Origin of the sequence: Sphingomonas faeni, from assembly GCF_024273235.1 — a bacterium.
Lineage (GTDB): Bacteria > Pseudomonadota > Alphaproteobacteria > Sphingomonadales > Sphingomonadaceae > Sphingomonas > Sphingomonas faeni_A.
The window spans coordinates 1-19,895 of record NZ_JANBVH010000013.1 but is presented as its reverse complement, the minus strand read 5'-3'; the positions used below and the strand labels follow the sequence as shown (position 1 = coordinate 19,895).

General features: G+C 66.9%; 19 protein-coding genes. 10 read left to right on the top strand and 9 right to left on the bottom strand.

Features of this window, described 5'->3' with window-relative positions; genetic code table 11:
- Positions 1–28: 28 nt before the first annotated feature.
- Positions 29–526, top strand: coding sequence for a hemerythrin domain-containing protein (locus NLI89_RS08945; RefSeq protein ID WP_254686728.1), 498 nt, complete (start codon positions 29–31; stop codon positions 524–526).
- A 168-nt stretch (positions 527–694) separates the two neighbouring features.
- On the opposite strand, the gene NLI89_RS08940 is transcribed toward NLI89_RS08945, so the two are convergent.
- Positions 695–1,444 carry a M15 family metallopeptidase gene (locus tag NLI89_RS08940; protein WP_254686727.1) on the bottom strand — a complete coding sequence of 250 codons (750 nt, stop codon included), beginning with the start codon at positions 1,442–1,444 and terminating at the stop codon, positions 695–697.
- 47 nt (positions 1,445–1,491) lie between these two features.
- Between NLI89_RS08940 and NLI89_RS08935 the strand changes: the two genes are divergently transcribed.
- From NLI89_RS08935 to NLI89_RS08920, 4 genes are all read left to right on the top strand, one after another.
- Entirely contained in the window at positions 1,492–2,211 is a 720-nt protein-coding gene (locus NLI89_RS08935; RefSeq protein WP_254686726.1) for an RluA family pseudouridine synthase, read from the top strand.
- A gap of 19 nt (positions 2,212–2,230) precedes the next feature.
- Entirely contained in the window at positions 2,231–2,656 is a 426-nt protein-coding gene (gene arfB, locus NLI89_RS08930; RefSeq protein WP_093399511.1) for an alternative ribosome rescue aminoacyl-tRNA hydrolase ArfB, read from the top strand.
- A 459-nt stretch (positions 2,657–3,115) separates the two neighbouring features.
- On the top strand, positions 3,116–3,607 hold the full coding sequence (locus NLI89_RS08925; RefSeq protein WP_254686725.1) for a GAF domain-containing protein: 492 nt from the start codon (positions 3,116–3,118) through the stop codon (positions 3,605–3,607).
- A gap of 119 nt (positions 3,608–3,726) precedes the next feature.
- The gene (locus tag NLI89_RS08920; RefSeq protein ID WP_254686724.1) at positions 3,727–4,836 is read left to right on the top strand and encodes an RcnB family protein; all 1,110 of its coding nucleotides are present in this window, start codon (positions 3,727–3,729) and stop codon (positions 4,834–4,836) included.
- A gap of 8 nt (positions 4,837–4,844) precedes the next feature.
- Here the strand turns inward: NLI89_RS08920 and NLI89_RS08915 are convergent, their stop codons facing one another.
- From NLI89_RS08915 to NLI89_RS08895, 5 genes are all read right to left on the bottom strand, one after another.
- Positions 4,845–6,269 carry a hypothetical protein gene (locus tag NLI89_RS08915; RefSeq protein WP_254686723.1) on the bottom strand — a complete coding sequence of 475 codons (1,425 nt, stop codon included), beginning with the start codon at positions 6,267–6,269 and terminating at the stop codon, positions 4,845–4,847.
- A gap of 429 nt (positions 6,270–6,698) precedes the next feature.
- Complete coding sequence (lpdA, locus tag NLI89_RS08910; protein WP_254686722.1) at positions 6,699–8,093, bottom strand: dihydrolipoyl dehydrogenase; 1,395 nt, start codon at positions 8,091–8,093, stop codon at positions 6,699–6,701.
- Positions 8,094–8,109: 16 nt separating this feature from the next.
- On the bottom strand, positions 8,110–8,451 hold the full coding sequence (locus tag NLI89_RS08905) for an acyl-CoA thioesterase (RefSeq protein ID WP_254686805.1): 342 nt from the start codon (positions 8,449–8,451) through the stop codon (positions 8,110–8,112).
- 44 nt (positions 8,452–8,495) lie between these two features.
- On the bottom strand, positions 8,496–8,708 hold the full coding sequence (locus tag NLI89_RS08900; protein ID WP_254686721.1) for a hypothetical protein: 213 nt from the start codon (positions 8,706–8,708) through the stop codon (positions 8,496–8,498).
- 126 nt (positions 8,709–8,834) lie between these two features.
- Complete coding sequence (locus NLI89_RS08895; protein WP_254686720.1) at positions 8,835–10,154, bottom strand: pyruvate dehydrogenase complex dihydrolipoamide acetyltransferase; 1,320 nt, start codon at positions 10,152–10,154, stop codon at positions 8,835–8,837.
- A 135-nt stretch (positions 10,155–10,289) separates the two neighbouring features.
- Between NLI89_RS08895 and NLI89_RS08890 the strand changes: the two genes are divergently transcribed.
- Positions 10,290–10,745, top strand: a complete 456-nt coding sequence (locus NLI89_RS08890) for a universal stress protein (protein ID WP_128453443.1) — start codon at positions 10,290–10,292, stop codon at positions 10,743–10,745.
- Between the two features lie 19 nt (positions 10,746–10,764).
- On the opposite strand, the gene NLI89_RS08885 is transcribed toward NLI89_RS08890, so the two are convergent.
- Positions 10,765–11,514: a PAS domain-containing protein gene (locus NLI89_RS08885; protein WP_254686719.1), complete on the bottom strand. Its 750-nt coding sequence runs from the start codon at positions 11,512–11,514 to the stop codon at positions 10,765–10,767.
- A 125-nt stretch (positions 11,515–11,639) separates the two neighbouring features.
- On the opposite strand from NLI89_RS08885, the gene NLI89_RS08880 reads away from it, so the two are divergent.
- Positions 11,640–12,944, top strand: coding sequence for a M28 family metallopeptidase (locus tag NLI89_RS08880; protein WP_254686718.1), 1,305 nt, complete (start codon positions 11,640–11,642; stop codon positions 12,942–12,944).
- Between the two features lie 67 nt (positions 12,945–13,011).
- On the opposite strand, the gene NLI89_RS08875 is transcribed toward NLI89_RS08880, so the two are convergent.
- A complete protein-coding gene (locus tag NLI89_RS08875; RefSeq protein WP_254686717.1) occupies positions 13,012–15,363 on the bottom strand; it encodes a putative bifunctional diguanylate cyclase/phosphodiesterase in 2,352 nt (783 codons plus the stop codon).
- A 127-nt stretch (positions 15,364–15,490) separates the two neighbouring features.
- Positions 15,491–17,254 (bottom strand): fatty acyl-AMP ligase, encoded by a 1,764-nt coding sequence (locus NLI89_RS08870; protein ID WP_254686716.1) that lies wholly within the window; start codon positions 17,252–17,254, stop codon positions 15,491–15,493.
- 106 nt (positions 17,255–17,360) lie between these two features.
- On the opposite strand from NLI89_RS08870, the gene NLI89_RS08865 reads away from it, so the two are divergent.
- The 3 genes from NLI89_RS08865 to NLI89_RS08855 all read left to right on the top strand — a co-directional run bounded on the left by NLI89_RS08865 (position 17,361) and on the right by NLI89_RS08855 (position 19,241).
- Positions 17,361–18,017 (top strand): regulatory protein RecX, encoded by a 657-nt coding sequence (locus NLI89_RS08865; protein ID WP_368077257.1) that lies wholly within the window; start codon positions 17,361–17,363, stop codon positions 18,015–18,017.
- A gap of 64 nt (positions 18,018–18,081) precedes the next feature.
- Complete coding sequence (locus NLI89_RS08860) at positions 18,082–18,744, top strand: cold-shock protein (RefSeq protein ID WP_254686715.1); 663 nt, start codon at positions 18,082–18,084, stop codon at positions 18,742–18,744.
- Positions 18,745–18,812: 68 nt separating this feature from the next.
- Positions 18,813–19,241 carry a DUF192 domain-containing protein gene (locus tag NLI89_RS08855; RefSeq protein ID WP_439144501.1) on the top strand — a complete coding sequence of 143 codons (429 nt, stop codon included), beginning with the start codon at positions 18,813–18,815 and terminating at the stop codon, positions 19,239–19,241.
- Positions 19,242–19,895 lie beyond the last annotated feature (654 nt).

Genomic DNA, 19,895 nt, shown 5'->3' with positions numbered 1-19,895 from the left:
ATCGTATACGTACGGGGGATACGGCAGGATGAACGACAAGGTGACAAGCGACAGGGTGATGGTCCACGCGGCCTCGGACAAGGATCGCGCGAACTGGGCGCAGTTGATCGACGATCACAAGCAGATCGCCGAGCAGTGCATCGTCCTCGCCGACTTGGCGCAGGGCTCTCGCGAACATAGTGGCCTCGCCTCGCGAAAGCTGATCGAACTCGCGGTCACTGTCGCTAGGCATCTCGACCTCGAGGACGAAGTGATCGACCGCACCGTGGTGGCGATGGAGGCGAAATATTCGCCAGACACGATCGCGACGATGGAGGAGAATCTCGACATCCTCCGGTCCGACTGGAAAGCGTTCATCGGCCGCTGGTTGCCGGTCATCAAGCCAGGCGAATGGGAAAAGTTCGGCGTCCAGGCGGAGTCGATGCTCGACCGGCTGTCGAGCCAGGTGATGCTCGAGACCGAGATCCTGTACGATCATGCGTTGCGCGACGGCGTGGTGCGCCCGGGCGGAGCGGTGCTGCACTGATCGGGCTGCAGGATCGCTGATTGAACCGATCCTCCCCCGCCACGGGGAGGTGGCACCGAAGGTGACGGAGGGGGAGGCAAGCGCAACTTACGTTTCCCTTTCCTCCCCCCTCCGTCTGGCAAGGGCCAGCCACCTCCCCCTGGCGGGGGAGGATCAAATCCTTTGGCGTCAGCGGCGCTTCTTCTTCGACCGAGACGGCGGTGGCGCAACCGGCGTGGGTAGCGGCGGCGGTGCGCTGAACTTCACCACCAGCGGCACAACCCCCGGATCGGCCGGATACAACCGCCGCGCGCGAGAAAACACGAACCGCGCCTTCGCCGCCCCAGGCGCATTCTCGCTCGCCCCGACCCAGCGCCAATGCCAGGGCTCCCACTTCACATGCTGCTTGTTCCCACCCGGAAAGCTCTGTTCGAACCCGAACCACGGGGCGTTCAGGCGAAGCCAACGCGCGGCAGGGGTCGCGGCCATGCACGCCTCCGCATCGGGACACCCGTTCGCCGGCCGCACCGCGAAATCCAGCGCATAGCCGGTCGAATGCTCGCTATACCCCGGCGGAGCGACTGAGATCGCGCGATCGGCCGCGCTGCTGATCTCGCCCCGGCAGAAGACGCTGCGCTGGCGGGCGATCGATCGCTGGCACGACAGCGCGCGAAGCTGGCCCATCACCGAGGGATCGCCCTGCGCCGCTGCGAACAGCCGCAACAGATCGGGCAGCATGTCGGCACGCACCACGCACGGATTGCCCACCGAATACTCCGACGGTAGCGTGACCAGCTCGCTTTCGGGCGCATCGCCATAGGGCAAATGCCCGAACGCACGGCCATCGGCGCTGATCGCGGCGCTCTGGCCTTCGCACAATTGTGCCTCGGCGACGGTCGGTGCCAGGACCAGCACAAGGGCAACTATACGGTGCAACATCGCGACGGCTCTGGCACGCAGACGCTAATGATGGCAAGGGCGGCGGCATGCATGGTGAACGCGTACTCTTCCTCGACGGCGAGGCCCTGGTAATCGACAAGCCCGCAGGGCTGCCGGTCGATCCGCCCCGCGATGGCTCGCTGAGCCTGGAAAATCATCTCGAAAGCCTGAAGTTCGGCTTTCAGCGCTGGCCCAAGCCCGTGCACCGGCTCGACCGCGACACGAGCGGCTGCCTGCTCCTGTCGCGCAACCCGAAGGCGCATGCCCGGTTGCAGCAGGCGTTCGAGCAGGGCCTCGTCTCGAAGCGCTACGTCGCGCTGCTCGACGGCGTGGTCGAGGGCACGTCCGGCCTGATCGAGATGGCGCTCGGCAAGGTCAGCACCGCCGAAACCGGCTGGCGGATGGTCGAGGACCCGGACGGCAAGAAGTCGCGGACCAAGTGGCGCGTGCTCGAGATCAAGGACGGCCGCTCGCTGGTCGAATTCCTGCCCGAGACCGGCCGCACGCACCAGATCCGCGTCCACGCCGCGAGCGGACTCGGCGCGCCGGTGGTCGGCGACGGCGTGTACGGCAAGGCGGACGGGCTCGGCATGATGCTCCACGCGCAGCGGCTGATCGTGCCGCGTCCGGGCAAGCCCGACGTGCTCGCCGAAGCGCCGCTGCCCGAGCGGTTCGCCAAGGCCGGTTTCGCCGACGAGGTGACGCCAGCCGGCGACGTCGCTCCGGTTGCCGACGCGGTGACGACGCCCGACTCCACCGACGGCTGAGAGCCGAGGGGAGGGGCTTATGGTCGCGATCCCGATCACCCGGTCGATCTCGATCGACGACAGCGAACTGATCGAGAGCACGACCCGCTCGGGCGGTCCCGGTGGCCAGCATGTCAACACCACCGACAGCGCGGTCATCCTGCGGTTCGACGTCGGCCTCTCGCCCGGCCTGCCGCTGGCGGTGAAGAACCGCATCGCGGTGCTCGCGGGATCGCGCCTCACGCGCGACGGCGTGCTGGTGCTGCGGAGCGAGGGCTCGCGCTCGCAACTGCTCAACCGTCAGGAAGTCCGCGAGCGGCTGGTCGCGCTGATCAAGGAAGCGACGATCGTCCCCAAGGCCCGCCGCGCGACGAAGCCGTCCAAGGCGGCGAAGGCTAGGCGGGTCGATACGAAGAAAGTCCGAAGCGGGGTGAAAGCGGGGCGCGGCAAGGTCCGCGACGATTGAGCGATTGGTCCATGAACCGTCGGATCAAGCTTGTATTTCCGTTCTGCGGACCATCCTCCGCAATAGTACGACGTTGACCCTTCCATGTTCTCCCGCGAAGGCGGGAGCCCAGTCTGGATCCCCGCCTTCGCGGGTACACACATCTCAATGAGACGGATGAGCGCCGAACCCGTCGCGCCCCCGCTCATCACGCCCCCCGGCCGTCACCCCAGCGAAAGCTGGGGTATCCCCGAGGAACGGGCAACACGCGCCAACAGCAAGACCCCAGCTTTCGCTGGGGTGACGGAACTGGTCGGGGACGATTATGCGGTGGCTATGCGGTGGCTATGCGGTGGCGACGTTTGATGCATGTAGTGTGCTCATGTTCGCTGTCCGGATCTCATTCCATCCCCTGTTTTCCGACGATCCACACGCCTATCTCCGCGATGATCCGGCGCCCCGCCGACCAAGGACGACGACATGTACCAGTTCGACATCTCCGCCGGCACCAAGGCCGATCTCTACCGCGATCTGCTCGCCGCGCTCGACGCGCTGACCGCGGACGAGCGTGACCCGATCGCCAACATGGCCAACGCCGCCGCGCTCGTAGGGGAATATCTCCCCGACCTGAACTGGGCGGGCTTCTACCGACTGCTGCCCGATGCCCAGGGCGGCGAACTCGTCCTCGGGCCGTTCCAGGGCAAGGTCGCCTGCATTCGTATCCCGGTCGGCAAGGGCGTCTGCGGTGCCGCCGCGGCCACGTTGACGACGCAGCTGGTCGAGGACGTGCACGCGTTCCCCGGCCACATCGCCTGCGATGCCGCGAGCCGCTCCGAACTGGTCGTGCCGGTGACGAAGAACGGCACGCTGGTCGCGGTGCTCGACCTCGACAGCCCCGAACCCGCGCGGTTCGATGCCGAGGACGCGGCGGGGTGCGAGGCGCTGGCGGCACTGCTCGGCCAGCGGCTGTAGGACCTGATCCGTTTCGGGACGGTACGCTTGCTGGTGACTCGCCCGCGGCTTTGGTAAGCAACCCGTTAAGACATCCGGCGTTTTGCGCGGGATAGGGTGGCGGAACCAGGGAGACGGACATGCGAAGCCTTTTGATCGCAAGCGCAGGGCTTGCTGCCGTCAGCGGCGCAGCGGAGGCCCAGCAGCGCCCGGGCACCAGCTACGACGTGCCGGGTGCGACAATGCAGGCGCCGATGGCGAACCCCCGTCGCCCGGGACCGATCGCCGCACGTCCGCCCGTCGTTCATACGTCCTCGCGACCGGTCGGATCGCAGCAGGCCGCAACGCGCCGCCAGCCGCGCTGGGGCAGCAAGATCGGCGGGCGCTGGTGGGGCGGCGCCAACGCGCCCGGCGGTTGGGCGGGATACCGTCGCCCGCATCGCGGCTGGGCCGTGCCGACCTATTGGAACGCCCCGCGCTTCTACATCGGCGACTGGTCGACCTATGGCCTTTCCCGACCGCCGCAGGGCTATAACTGGGCGCGCTATTACGACGACGCGGTGCTGATCGACTCGCGCGGATCGGTCTACGACACGGCGAGCGACATCGACTGGGATCGTTACGACTCCAACGGCTACGTGGCCGTGAGCCCCCGCGACTATGCCGCCAACGACTCGGTCTATGCCGGGCCGAGCGACCGCGGATACGCCCCGCCCTATGACGATCGCGGTGCGCCTCGGCGCTACACCGGTCTCGGCGGCGCAGCGATCGGAGCGGCTGTCGGCGGCGTCGCGGGCAACGTCATCGCAGGGCGCGGCAATCGCCTGGGCGGGACCCTGATCGGCGCGGGCGTCGGTGCCGTGGCGGGGTATGCGATCGACAAGACCGAGGACCGGGGCCGCCCTGCGCCACCGCCGCCTCCACCAGCACGCGTTTCAGGATACGGAGCCGACTACCCGCCCCCGCCGGTCTATGCCGCCGAGTACGCACCGCCGCCGCCCGCTTATGCCGACGACTACGCGCCCCCGCCCTACGGCGCGGACTATGCCCCGCCGCGCAGCTATACGGTCGCGCCCGGTGGCACATGGGTCTCGCCCGACGGCGCGACGACGGTCACGACGACGAGCGGCGGCACATATCCGGCGGGTTCGACGACGGTGATCGTGCAGTCTGTACCGGTGACCACGACGACAACGACGACCACCGAATATTACGACGCGTCACCTCGACGGAAGGTCAGGCGGCGCTAAAGGGCAGCTCAGCCGAGCATGCCCGCGTAACTCTGCGGTGGCAGGGGAAGCGTCGCGCGCGCGGCTAGCCCGCCGAAGATCACCAGGATGAGAGCCCCGCCGCCGATGGTCAGCGTCCGCAGCGGCGGGGTTCGGTCGGCGAGCAGGACCACGGCCATCGCAGTCGCGATCATTGGCCACAGATGATAGCGCAGGTCCGAGGCGATGCTGAGCACCGCGAAACTCGCCTCCAGGGCAAGCGCTGACACCAGCAGCGCGGTGGCGAAGTCTCGCGTCGCGTCGCGCCGGCGCGATCGGCATGTCGCCAGCGCGGTGATCGCGACGACGATCCACGCGATCGGCCAGCCCAGCGGCGTCTCGACGATCGCGGCGGTCATGCCTTCCCAGGTGCGGGCGGCGGCGTTGGGGTCTGCGAGCCCGATCGTGTTCGGCTCGGACGCGGTCGGCGGCGCGGCGCTTGGCCAGTGGAACGGCACCAGCCAGCGGTCGGTCGAGTTCAGATGCGCGAAACGGTGCGTCGCGTAGGCGAACGGGTGATGCAGTGCCGCGGACGCCAGTGTGACGTATAGCGTCGCGGTCGGCAGCGCGCGCAACCGCGCCATCGTCGTCCCGCAATGCGCATCGTCGCCGAGCGGGTCCCAGAAGAATGGTTTCGCGCAGTGGCGGGCGATCACGGTGGCGGCTTCGGCTTGCGTCAGGCCTGTTGTGGGGCTGTCAGGTGCCCGCGCGGCGATGCTGGCGAGGTCGTAGAGCGCTTGGGTCGCCTCCACGCCGCTGCGTTGCGCCTTGAGCAGCCCGTGGTTCACGATTGGCGCCACGCCCAGAACCGCGACGATCGCGACCAGTCCGGTGGCGAGCTTGGCGACCGGATGGGCGGGGCGGGGCGCGAGGGTCACGACGAGCGGCACGACGATGAACACGGCGTTCGCCCGGACCAGCACGGCATAGCCGAGCAGCAGCGTCACCGGGACCCACATCGCGCCGGGCAATGGGCGGCCCTCGAGGCGCCACCAGCCCACGATTCCAACCGCGGCGAGCAAAGCGCCGGCAAGTTGCGCGTCCTTCAGCACGACACCCTGCCAGCCGAGGAACGGGGGTAGAAGGCCGACGACGAGGATCGCGAGTGCGCTGCGGGTGCGCCCGAGCCGCGCGAGTGCACCGGCGATCAGGCCGAGGCCGAGCCAATAGGTGACGAGTTGCAGCACCAGCATCGGCGTCGCGCCGTACCCGAGCGGCGCCAGCACCGCCCAGGTGCGCGCCATGATCGGCGGGTGCCAGTCGTCGTACACGCCCGACAGGACCTGGCGATATTGCGCCACGGTGTCGTACATCGCGATCCCAGGCCAGAAGAGCGCGAGCGATGCTAGGCACAATGCGGCTGCGACGAGAATGGCGATGCGGGCGGTGGCGCGTGGTACGGATTCGATCGACATTCGCGGGTCCTGCACCGGGGGGCTTGTGTTCGCGAAATCCTGGAGCGCTGAACCCCGCGACCGAAACGCCCCTTCGATGGGACATGAGCGATGGTCAAGCGAGATAGGGCCGAAACGAGACGGTTCGCCCGACTGGCTAGACCGGTCGGGCATCGAAGAGGTCGTCAGCCGCCGCCACGACCACCGCGCTGTTCTCCCGCGAAGGCGGGAGTCCAGTCTGGGTCCCCGCCTTCGCGGGGAAACAATGGCAGTGCGGGTCGGGAAAGGGAGGCCGGTACGAAGCCGAACTCCAATCCTCCCCCGAAAGGGGGAGGTGGCGCCGAAGGCGACGGAGGGGGAGGATACGAAGCAGAGGTAGGCGCCTACCGCCCCCTCCGTCTGGCAAGCGCCAGCCACCTCCCCCTTGCGGGGGAGGATCGAGCGGTCGCCTCAGTAGTGGATCGCGCGGCCGTACGCCGCCAGCACGCTTTCGTGCATCATCTCGGACAGCGTCGGATGCGCGAACACGGTTTCCATCAGCTCGGCTTCGGTGGTCTCGAGCTGGCGCGCGACGACATAGCCCTGGATCAGCTCGGTCACTTCCGCACCGACCATGTGCGCGCCGAGCAGTTCTCCGGTCTTGGCGTCGAACACGGTCTTCACGAAGCCCTCGGCCTCACCCAAAGCAATGGCCTTGCCGTTGCCGATGAAGGGGAACTTGCCGACCTTCAGCTCGTAGCCCGCTTCCTTGGCCTTCGCCTCGGTCATGCCGACCGACGCGACCTGCGGACGCGAATAGGTGCAGCCGGGGATGTTGGCCTTGTCCATCTGGTGCGGCGAGCCGCCGGCGATCTTCTCGACCGCGATGATGCCCTCATGGCTGGCCTTGTGCGCGAGCCAGGGCGCGCCGGTGACGTCGCCGATCGCCCAGATGCCATCGACGTTGGTGCGGCCGTAACCGTCGGTCTTGATATGGCCGCGGTCGGTCTCGACGCCCAAAGCCTCCAGCCCGATATTCTCGGTGTTCGGCACGATGCCGATCGCGATGATCGCGTGGCTGAAGGTCTCTTCCGAAACCTTGCCGTCCTTCGCCTTGATCTTGGCGGTGACGCCGTTCGCCGAAGGGGTCAGCCCTTCGAGACCGGTCTGGGTCAGCAGCTTGATGCCCTGCTTGCTCAGCGCCTTGTCCATGAACGCGGAGACTTCCTCGTCCTCGACGGGCAGGATCCGCGGGAGCATCTCGACGATCGTCACGTCGGCGCCCATGTCGTTGTAGAAGCTGGCGAACTCGACGCCGATCGCGCCCGAGCCGATGACCAGCAGCTTGGTCGGCATCTCGGTCGGGACCATCGCGTGGCGATAGGTCCAAATCCGCTTACCGTCGGCCTTCGCGAACGGCAGGTCGCGCGCGCGCGCGCCGGTCGCGACGATGATGTTCTTGGCTTCGAGCTCGACCGTCTTGTCGCCCTGCTTGACCGACAGTTTACCCTTGGCGGTCACGGTACCGACGCCCTCGACGACGGTCACCTTGTTCTTCTTCATCAGGCCCTTGACGCCTGCGTTGAGCTGGCCCGCGACTTTCCGCGAGCGGTCGACGATCTTGGCGAGATCGAAACCGACATTGTCAGCCTTGAGCCCGTAGCTCTCGGCGTTCTGCATGTAGTGATAGATTTCGGACGTGCGCAGCAGCGCCTTGGTCGGGATGCAGCCCCAGTTGAGGCAGATGCCGCCCAGCCGCTCGCGCTCGACGATCGCGACCTTCAGGCCGAGCTGCGACGCGCGGATCGCGGCGACGTAGCCGCCGGGGCCCGAGCCGAGGATGACGAGATCATAGGTATCAGCCACGGTAGAGTCCTTTGGATTAGTTGATTTCGGGCGGCACGGGCCGCGGTTTGCGGTCGTCGCCGACCGCCACGAAGATGAAGCGCGCCTGGGTCACCTTGCAGCTGTCGTTGCTGTGGCGGGCACGGCGCCACGCCTCGACCTCTATCGTCATCGACGTGCGCCCGACCGCGATCAGGTCTGCGTAGACCGACACCTCGTCGCCGACGACCACCGGCATGTGGAACTTCATCGCATCCGCCGCAATGGTGACGGCGCGGCCGCCGCTGCGCCGCGACGCTACCGAGCCGGCCGCGAGATCCATCTGGCCCATCAGCCAGCCGCCGAAAATGTCGCCATACGGATTGGCGTCGGCGGGCATCGCGGTGACCCGTATCGTCGGGGCTTTATTGGGAGGCAGGTCGGTCACGCTTCACTCCTGCGGGTCGTTTGGTCGAGACGGCGGGCGCGGCGCAACGGCCCGACGCCCATCAGCACGGTCGCGACCATTGCCGCAGCCCCGCAAGCCCAGATCACGTCCTGCCCGAGCGGGTAGGACCATGCCGCCGCCCACGTGATCGCGACGGCGACGACGAGGCCCGCGAGGATGTGCAGGATCTCGATGCTCGTCTGCTTCATAGTGAAGCGGAGCCGCACACCCCCGTTCGCCCTGGGCGAAGTCGAAGGGTGTGAGACTCACCTGCTTCGACTTCGCTCGGCACGAACGGGGTGGGGGAGAGGGACGCAACGGTCATGCTTTTCAGCTTACGCCAGCATACCCAGCGGGTTCTCGACGAGATGCTTGAACGCCTTCATGAACTGCGCGCCGTCGGCCCCGTCGATCGCGCGGTGATCGAAGCTGCCGGTCGCCGACATCACGGTCGCCACGGTGAGTTCGTCGCCAACGACGTACGGACGCTTCTCGCCCGCGCCGATCGCGAGGATCATCGCCTGCGGCGGGTTGATGACCGCATCGAACTGCGTGATGCCGAACATGCCCATGTTGCTGATCGAGGCGGTGCCGCCCTGATATTCCTCGGGCTTCAGCTTGCCGTCGCGGGCGCGCGCGGCAAGGTCCTTCATCTGCGTCGAGATCGACGACAGCGAGGCGGTATCCGCGCCGACGATGATCGGCGTGATCAGCCCCGAAGGCGTGCTGACCGCCACCGAGATGTCGGCGCGCTGGAACGTGATCAGCTGGTCGGGCGTGAACATCACGTTGCAGGTCGGCACCTGCATCAGCGCGACGGCCTGCGCCTTGATCAGCAGGTCGTTGACCGACAGCTTCACGCCGCGCGATTCCAGGCTCTTGTTCAGCTCGCCGCGCAGCTTGAGTAGCGCATCGAGGCGGATGTTTACGGTCAGATAGATGTGCGGAACGGTCTGCTTCGACTCGGTCAGACGACGGGCGATCGTCTTGCGCACGTTGCTGAGCTTGGTCGCCTCGTGCGGGATATCCGGCACGGTCGCAGGCTTGGGGGCAGGTGCGGGAGCGGTCGGAGCCGCCGATTCGGTCTTCGCAGCCGGCTTCGCGCTCTCGACGTCGGCCTTGACGATGCGACCCTTCGGCCCCGAACCCGACACGGCGCCGAGATCGATACCCTTGTCGGCGGCAAGGCGCCGCGCGAGCGGGCTCGCCTTCACGCGGTCACCCGACGAGGCTGGGCCCGCCTCTGCCGGACGACCATGATCCTCGGCCGAATCCTCGGTGCGCTCGACCGGCTTGGCCTCGCTGCCGGTGTCGTTCGGATCCTTCGGGTCGGGCTTGGCTTCCGATTCCTTCGCAGCGGGCTCGGGCGTCTCGCTCTTGGCAGGCGTGGAAGAAACCGAGGACGCATCCTCACCCTCTTCGGCGATGATCGCGATGACGGTGCCGACCTTCACGTTGTCGGTACCCTCGGCGACGAGGATCTTGACCACGGTGCCTTCGTCGACGGCTTCGAATTCCATCGTCGCCTTGTCGGTCTCGATCTCGGCCATCAGGTCGCCGGATTTCACGACGTCGCCCTCCTTGATCAACCATTTGGCGAGGGTACCCTCCTCCATGGTCGGGGACAGGGCAGGCATCTTGATCTCGATCGACATGGATTTCCCCAGGGCGTGACGTAACGGCATGCCTACTCGCGCCCTCGTCCGCTCGGGTCAACCCCGTCGGCACAAGTCGGCGGTCTTGCGTCGTCCGCGGCTTCGGGCCACCTACGTCCGATAACGGGGGCCAAAATGCGCATTTATCTGGTGGTTATCGACGACAGTCCCGAAGCCGGCATCGCTCTGCGCTTCGCCGCGCGGCGTGCGGTGAAGACCGGCGGCGGCGTCGAGATCCTGACCGTGATCCCGCCGCAAGAATTCATCGCGTTCGGCGGCGTCCAGGCGACGATCGAGGAAGAGGCGCATCTCCACGCCGAGGGCCTGGTCGCGGGTGCAGCCGGCACATTGCTGGAGGAATCGGGCCTGCGTCCCTCTATCACCGTGCGCGAAGGTGAAGGGCCGAAGATCATCCGCGAGATGATCGAAGCGAATCCGGAGATTGCGGCGCTGGTGCTGGGTGCGGCGGCGACCGGCGCGCCGGGCGAACTGATCGCGCATTTCACCGGTGCGGATGCGGGCGCGCTGCCGGTGCCGGTGATGATCATCCCGGGGTCGCTGACCCGCGAGGCGATCGACCGGTTGAGTTGAGTCCCGTCAGCCGGCCCCGTCAGCTTACCGTTACGGGCGCCTTGGTCGAGAGCAGCCGCTCGATACGCTCGATGCCGGTCTGGGTCAGCTGGACCGCGTCGAGTTCCCTGTTGATCTGTTCGATCAGAGACTTCGCCTGGAGCACGCGAAGCCAGCGCATCAGCGTGGCGCGCGACAGGCTGAGCTGCGCGACGAGCGATTCCACCGTCGCGATCCGGCTCTCGGCCTCTGCGACATAGACCATCAGCAGGCTAGCCCAGGCGTGATCCGCAAACAGGTCTGCCCCCAATATCGCATCGCGGGACCGCATGACGTCGAGCAGGTCCTTTGCCCGATGCCACAGTCGATAGGGCGTGGGATCCGCCGCGGCGAGGCGGGCAACCGGTGGCAGGGGCGGCGGCACGGTCGACAGCGTGCCGAAGAGATGCCCGTCGCTGCAACTACCGATTCGCGAGACCTGGACTTCGAGCGTGATGACCGCGCCGTCGCCGCCGAGATAGCGCTTTCGTATCCGCGCCGAACTTCCATTGGGTTGCAGTGCAGCGACCTGTGCAAGGTTGCGAGCAAGGTCTTCCGGGTGCGTGATGGACATATACGACAGGCCGACAAGCTGCTTTTGTGTGCGCTGCAATATCGTTGCGACGGATTCGTCGATCGTCTGGATAACCCCTGCGATGGTCGAAATCGAATGACCCAATATCATCTTGGCTCCCTGCAAACTCGACAGTGCTTTTAGTGTTTTACCCTGTTTGTCTGAAACATAGATCATAACGATCAGGTGAACTTATAGTGATCCGTGCGTCGAGTTACGGTTCAGGATGCTCGGCGGACGCAAGTTCGGCTTTGCTGCATTTCCTGGCTTGAGCCGCGCTGCCGATACGGGCACGATTGGCCATGCCCTTATTCGCAGTCCCGCTGCTTCTCGCAGCCGCCGCCCCGATCTCTTCCCCGCCCGCCCGGCTGCCTGCGCCATCCGCGACCCGGCTCAAGGCGGACGTCACCGCGATGGTCGGCTTCGGCACGCGCCACACGGCGTCGACCACCACCGATCCCAAGCGCGGCATCGGCGCCGCACGCACCTGGGCGGCGCAGCGTTTCATGGAGATCGGCGCGACCTGCGGAGGCTGCATCACGGTCGAGCGGATCGCGCGGACGTTCACCGGGCCGCGTGCACCGACCGGGGTCGTCGTCCAGGACGTGCTCGGCATCCAGAAGGGGCGTGACCCGAACCGCGTGGTGATCGTCGGCGCGCATATCGACAGCCGGGTGACCGATGTGATGAACGTCACGTCCGACGCGCCGGGCGCCAACGACAACGCGTCGGGCGTCGCGCTGGTGCTGGAGGCGGCGCGCTTGCTGTCGCAGCACAGCTTCGATGCGACGATCGTCTATGCGGTGTTCTCGGGCGAGGAACAGGGGCTATGGGGCGCCGAGCTGCTCGCCGATACCGCCAAGGCGCGGGGCTGGAAGGTGTCGGCGATGCTCAACAACGACATTGTCGGCAACACGGTCGGGCAGGGCGGGGTACGCGTCGCCGACAAGGTCCGCGTGTTCTCGGAAGGCATCCGCGCCTCCGAGGATCTGGTCGCGCAGCAGGGCCGCCGCGCCGAGGGTGGCGAGGACGATGGCCCCAGCCGCGCGCTCGCCAAGGCGATCGACGGGATCGCTGGCACTATCCCCGGCGGGCTCGACGTGATGCTCGATCGTCGACCGGACCGGTTCGGCCGTGGCGGCGATCATGAGCCCTTCCTCAAACTGGGCTATCCCGCCGTGCGCTTTTCGGTCGCCGCCGAGAATTGGGACCGCCAGCATCAGGACCTCCGCACCGAAAAGAGCGTCGTCTATGGCGACACGATCGAGGGCATGGATTTCCCGTATCTCGCCAAGGTGACCGCGATCAACGTCGCCATGCTCGCACGGATCGCCGGCGCACCCGCCGCGCCGGAGGACGTCTCGATTGCCGGTGCGCTGTCGCGCGATACGACCGTCAAGTGGACCGCCGTACCCGGCGCGGCGGGATACCGTGTCCGCTGGCGCCGCAACGACGCGCAGGACTGGGCGGAGGCGCGCGACGTGACGGGGACGGAGACGCTGTTGGCGCAGGTGCCGGTCGACGACAATTTCGTCGGCGTGTCGTCGCTGTCGGCCGATGGCGCGGAGAGCGTCGTAAGCTTCGCCGGACGCGAACGGCGGCGGTGAGGCGCAGGTTCGCCTGAACCGGCGATGCGAACGCCTCGTCGCCCGGTGTTCCAACGGCACCGCGCGATCAGGCCGCCGCGGATGCCTTCCATCCCCGATTGGCCAGCGTACGCGCCTGTTCGGCCGGCATGGGGCGGCCGAAATAATATCCCTGGGCCTTGGTGCAGCCGAAATCGCGCACCGTCTGATGCTCCACTTTGGTCTCGACACCCTCTGCCGTCGTGGCAATGTCGAGGCTGTTGGCGAGCGCGACCACCGCGCGGACGATCGCGACGGCTTCGCGAACACCCTGCGCGGCGTCCCGGACGAAGCTGTGATCGATCTTGATCGACGAAAACCGCGTCCGGCTGAGATAGCCCAGCGAAGAATAGCCGGTGCCGAAATCGTCGAGGCTCAGCCGTACGCCCAGATCGAGCAGGCGGTCGAGTACGCGGAGCACGCCCAGTCCCTCGTGCAGGAAGACGTTCTCGGTCACCTCGAGTTCGAGCCGCTCGGCGGACAGGCCGGAATTCGCCAGCGCCGATGCGACAGTGGTCAGGAAGCTGGGGTTCTGGAGCTGGATCGCCGAGACGTTCACCGCGACCCGGATATCCGATGGCCACTTCACCGCTTCGGCACAGGCGGTACGCAGCACCCAGGCGCCGATCGGTGCGATCAACCGCGCATCTTCCGCGATCGAGATGAACTTGCTGGGCGGGATGCTTCCCAAGCCGGGGCTGGTCCAGCGTAGCAGTGCCTCGAAACCCTGGAGCTGCCCGGTGTCGGTATCGACGACCGGCTGGTAATCGAGGTGCATCTCGCCATTCTCGACCGCGGTGCGCAGCGCGAGTTCGAGGACCCGGCGTTCCTCCGCCTGGACATGCAATTCGGGTTCGTAGGTACGGAATACGCCTCGGCCCGAATCCTTGGCGCGGTACAAGGCGAGATCGGCGGAGCGCACCAGCATGTCCGCGGTACGACCGTCCCGCGGCCCGATCGCCAGCCCGACGCTCGCGCCGATGTACAGCGTATGGGCATCGAGTTCGTACGGGCGAGACAGCGATTCGATGATGCGCTGCGCGAGGTGCTCCACCTCCGCGATGTCGTTCGCGTCCGGCACGATGACCGCAAATTCGTCGCCGCCGAGGCGACCGCATAGGCAGTCGTCGTCCATCAGATGGTCGAGGCGTTCGGATACGCGACCCAGCAGGCGGTCGCCGATCGGGTGGCCCAGCGTGTCGTTGACAGCCTTGAACCGATCGAGATCGAGCATCATGAACGCGTAGCGACTGCCGAGCTTCTCGGCCTCGACGATCGTCTTGGCGAGAGTCTCGTTGATCATGAGGCGATTGGGCAGCCCGGTGAGCGTGTCGAACCGTGCCATGCGGTTGATCCTGTCGACGGATGCCCGCTGTTCGGTGACGTCGGAGCCGACCCCGCGAAACCCGCAGAATTCGCCCAGGTCGCCGTACCGGGGCGAGGCGGCGATCTCCCACCAACGGTCCTCGCCAGCGATCTGCACAGGTACGCGCAGGTCGCGAAAGCTCTCGCGCGCCTTCAGCCTTTGCGCGAGCATTCGTAGGCCGGCGGCGAATTCGCCGGTTTCCCAGGTCGGGCCCGCCAGTAGCTGGAGAAACGGCATGCCCTCGATGTCGGCCGGATCGAGACCGCAGGCCGCTGCAAACCGCGGAGACGCGCGGACGATCCGCCGGGCGGTGTCGGCTTCCCAAAGCCAGTCGGCGCCGGTTTCCTCGAACTCGTGGAGCAGCAGGCTGACCGTCTCGTCGCGGTCGCCCAGCGCGATCTCGCTGGCCCGGATCGTCACTAGCGCCCGCGCCCGGCTGACGCAGACGATCATCAGCATCAGGGTGAAGCCGAAGATGCCGACGGCCGCGGCGGGCGTTCCGGCCATCACCAGCTGGACCACCATCGCGGCGCCGAGATAGCCGAGGAAGATCAGGGTCGCGAGCGTCAGCGGCGCCATCACGAAGGCGGCGGCGGTCATCAGGACCGCCAGCGTTATGCCCAGCCCGGCGGTCGTTCCAGAGGGGGCGTGCGTACAAAACAGCACCGGCACGGTCGACCAGCCGAGCGCCAGCGCCAGCCCCTCCCAGCCAGTCTTGCGAAGATCGCGGACGCTCGCATAGCGTTCGCCGCGAGGATCGGTCGAAAGGCGCCGGAAGGCGATCGTCACCGCGATCGCCACCATCAGCGCCGACCATGTCGTGGCCTGCCAGAGCGGTACGATACCCTCGACGAGAAACACGATGGAGAGGGTTGCGAGGATGTTGGCGGTGAGCAGGAACAGCGCCATGCTGCGGCCGGCAGAGAGTTGCGCGGCACGGATACGGCTCCACTCCGCCGGATCGGCACCATCGCGCAGCCCGAGCAGCAGGGCGATGCCGGTCAGGACCCGGTGCGACGTCGAGGGTGATCTCATACTCACGCCAGCAGTCATAGATCCGGTTGGTTAGCAGAACGTTCGCATCGGTCCGAAATGAACCGGAATTTCGCGGGTTTCGGGTTTAATTCACCGAATCGACCGGTGTTTTCGCGTGAGCGTTTCCCTAGGCCGCGATGTCATATGGTTTGATGTCGCCGCTGAGATACAGGTTGCGCGCCTTCGCCCGGCTGAGCTTGCCCGAAGACGTGCGCGGCAACGTGCGCGGCGGGATCAGTTCGATCAGGCAGTTCATGCCCGTCACCGACCGCACGCGCTCGCGGATCTCGTCGCGCAGGCGCAGGCGTTCGGCCTCGTCCGAGCTGCGGCACTGGACCAGGACGGCGGGCGTCTCCTCGCCACCGGGCGTGGTGATCGCGAACGCGGCGATGTCGCCGGCCTTGAAGCCCGGAAGCTGCTCCACCGCCCATTCGATATCCTGCGGCCAATGGTTCTTGCCGTTGACGATGATCATGTCCTTGGCGCGGCCGACGATGTAGATGTAGCCGTCCGACATATAGCCCATGTCGCCGGTATCGAGCCAACCGTCGGACATGCACGCCTCGGTCGCGGCGTCGTCGCGGAAATAGCCGACCATCACCGACTTGCCCTTGCACCACACCTTGCCGATTGCGCGCTCGGGGAGGGGCGTGCCGTCCTCTTCGCGGATCTCGATCTGCATGTCGCGCACGGGCTTGCCGCAATTGACGATCGCACGGTAGCGTTGCGGGCGGTCACCGCCGCGTGAGCCGCCCGAAAGCTGCGTTTCCTCGACCAGTTCGACGCGGATGCCTTCGCCCGGCGGCATCAGCGACACGGCGAGCGTGGCTTCGGCAAGGCCGTAGCTCGGCAGGAACGCGCTCGCCTTGAAGCCCGCATCGGCGAACGCGTCTACGAACGACTGCATCACGTCGGGACGGATCATGTCGGCACCGTTGCCCGCGACCCGCCAGCGCGACAGGTCGAAACGGTCGCTCGCCTTGGTCTGCGACGACATGCGGCGCGCGCAGATATCGTAGCCGAAGGTCGGCGAGTAGCTGAGCGTCGTGCCGGTGTTGCGGCTGATCAGATCGAGCCACGCGAGCGGACGGCGCGCGAAATCCTCGGTCTTGAGATAATCGGTCGAGACCTGGTTCGCGATCGGCGACAGGAAGCAGCCGACCAGACCCATGTCGTGATACCAGGGCAGCCACGAGACACAGCGATCGGTGTCGCAGACTTCCATACCGTGGCTGTGCGCGGCGAGGTTGTTGAGCAGCGCGGCGTGGGTGATGACAACGCCGTGCGGGAAGCGCGTCGAGCCGCTGGAGTATTGCAGATAGGCGATGTCGTCCGGCTTCGCCTCGGGCAGCGTCGCGACCGGCGCATCCTTGGCGGCGAACTCGGACCAGTCGATACCGATCGTGCCGGACAGGCGCGCCGCCTCGCCGGCCATTTGCGCGAGTTCGGGCGGGAAGATCAGCATCTTCGGATCGCAGCTGGCAAGCTGGACGCGGAGCTGTTCGATGTACGAATCGCGGCCGCCGAACGAGGTCGGCAGGGGCAGCGGCACGGGCCATGCGCCCGCATAGACGACGCCGAAGAACAGCGCGGCGAATTCGGGGCCGGTCTCCGCGACCAGCGCGATGCGGTCGGCGGGGGCAACGCCGGCGGCAATCAGGCGGTCGGCCATCGCGCGGGCGTCGGTGCGGAGCTGCGAATAGGGGTAGGGCTGCGACAGCGTCCCGCGCGCGTCGTGGAAATTAAGCCCGCGGTTACCGCTCGCGGCATAATCGAGCGCTTCACTCAGCGTGCCGAAATCGGCGAAACGGCGCGGCAGGGCGTCCTCGGTCGGCGTCGCGACGATCATCGCCGCGGTCTGGCCGTCCTTCTGAAGCGTCTCTGTCGTCATCGCAGTTCCTGTCTTTGGCGTCTTGCCCGGCATGGCGGCTGAACGCAGCACACCTATTTCTAGTCTAGCCGTTCAACTTCGGGTGTCAGTGTGGCACAATGATGGCGTGTCCGACGATGACGACCCCGATCGCGCGACAGGGCGCCCCAACAGCCGTGGAAAGTCGGGCGCGCCCGGACGGGCTGGCGCGCGGGCTGGCGGGCGGGCTGGTGGAGGTGGCAGGAACGCCGAACGTGCCCCGCTCAAACCGCTCGACGCCGCGGCGCTGGAGCGGATGGCGCTGCGCTATGTCGAGCGGTTCGCGACGACGCGGGGCCGGCTGACCGACTATCTCATGCGCAAGATCCGCGAGCGCGGCTGGGACGGGGGCTCCACTGCGGCACCGGCCGAGCCCGCCGAATTGGCGCAGCGGATGGCCGATCTCGGCTATGTCGACGACCGGGCCTTCGCCGAACAGCGGGCTGCTGCGATGCAGCGACGCGGGCTCGGCGCGCGACGGGTCGCGGGGGCGTTTCGCGAGGCGGGAATCGACGAGGGCGATGCGGAATCGGTGGCGCCGGCGATCGCCGATCGCGCCGTCGAATCGGCGCTCGCCTTTGCGCGTCGCAAGCGAATCGGGCCTTACGGCAATGGCGAAGGCGACCGGAAGCTTCACGAAAAACAGCTCGCTGCGATGATGCGGGCGGGCCACCGCTTCGATCTTGCGCGCAAAATTGTTGCTGCACCGCCGTCCGATACGCCCGAATCGATGGATTTCGACTGAGGATCGCATCGGGTTCGTTGCGGTTGCGACGAAGCGTGCTAGCAAGGGGTTCAGGGGTGTAACGATGCGTAACGAGACGCAGCAGGATGCGGACATGACGGCGCAGGTCGTATCGACGATGATCGCGGTTCCGGGATCGGTCCCGGAGGCCGCCGGGGGATCGGTTTCGGGTGCGGCCGATGGTTCGGTTTCGGGAGCGGCGACGGCTGCTCTCGACGCGCGTGCGATCGGCGGCGTGATCAAATGGTTCGACGTCACCCGCGGGTTCGGGTTCGCGGTCGCGGACGACGAGACCGTCGGCGATATCCTCGTCCATTTCTCGGTGCTGCAACCGCATGGCCGCCGCAGCCTGCCCGAGGGCGCGCGGGTCGAGACGCTGGCGGTGCAGCGCGGTCGCGGCTTCCAGGCGCGCGAGATCGTCTCGATCGACCTGACCAACGCCGTCGAGGAAACCGTCCGTCCTCCCACCTCGCCCGACCGGATCGATCCGATCGCGATGATCGACGCCGCCGGACCGTTCGAAGCGGCGGCGGTCAAATGGTTCAACCGTTTGAAGGGCTATGGTTTCCTGGTACGGGGCGCCGATGGCAGCGACATCTTCGTGCACATGGAAACGCTGCGCCGCGCCGGGATCGAATCGGTCGAACCCGATCAACCGCTGCGCGTGCGCGTCGTCGCCGGGCGCAAGGGTCCGCTGGCCGTTGCGGTCGAAGAGGAACTGGGATGAGTTTTGTTGCCAAGGCTGTGTTGGCGGGGGTGCTGGCGCTGGGCGTCGGCGCCGGGGGCGTCGCGTACATGAACAGCGACGCTGATACCGAGGTGGCCAAGGATGGCACGCTCGCGCTGACGATCAAGAGCGCGAACGGGACGCATGCGTTCACCGTCGAGCGCGCCAGGACGCAGGACGAACAAGCGCGCGGGCTGATGTTTCGCACCGACCTGAAGCCCGACGGCGGCATGCTGTTCTGGCCGTATCCGCCGACGGGCGGCGCGCCGGTCCCGGCGAGCTTCTGGATGAAGAACACGCCGAGCTCGCTGGATATCCTGTATATTCGCGCGGACGGCACGATCGCCCGGATCGCGGAGAATACGGTGCCGTTCTCGGAAACGCCGATCCCGTCAGGGGAGCCGGTCGGCGCGGTGCTGGAACTGATGGGCGGCAGGGCCGCGGAACTGGGGATCGCCGAGGGTGATCTGGTGACGTGGGACAAGGGCGCGAAATAGGCGCGCGATGCGCTGCTTGCGGGGTGGATGAGCGGGGTTGGATGGCGGGAGCCGTTTGATCTTGTGTCGGGGGGAGCTGGCCGTGGACCAATGCTGGGGTCGAACCACGTCCTCCGAATTACGCCTTCCGCACCACGTCCTGCGAACCACGTCTCCCGAAACAGTCCGAGCACATCTCCCGAACGACACGCCCCAAAGCCCGCCCCGGCGAAGGCCGGGGTCCAGTTGGGAAACGTCGCTGATTGGCGTTGCGCATCGTTACCGCAACCTATCCAACTGGGCCCCGGCCTCCGCCGGGGTGGTGCGGTTTCGGGAAGCACCTACGCTGGCTGTGGCTCTGTCGTGTTGCGGATAAGTCCCTCTGTGTAGCGGGCCGGGAAAACCGGCTTGGGCTCATACCTTTTCGAGCAAGCCAACCACCCCGGCGGAGGCCGGGGCCCAATTGGAAAGGTTGCAGTGACGGGGCGCAACGTAATTCAGCGCCGTCACCCAGTTGGGTCCCGGCCTCCGCCGGGGTGGTATTCCTGTGTGGCGGGGGGCTTCCTTCGCGCCGGGGTGGGCTTTCCTGTGGGGGAGGGCTTCCCCATTCGAAGGCCATCCACGCAAAGTCTGCTGCCGGAATTCCCGGCTACCTGGGCTCGGTCATTATACCGG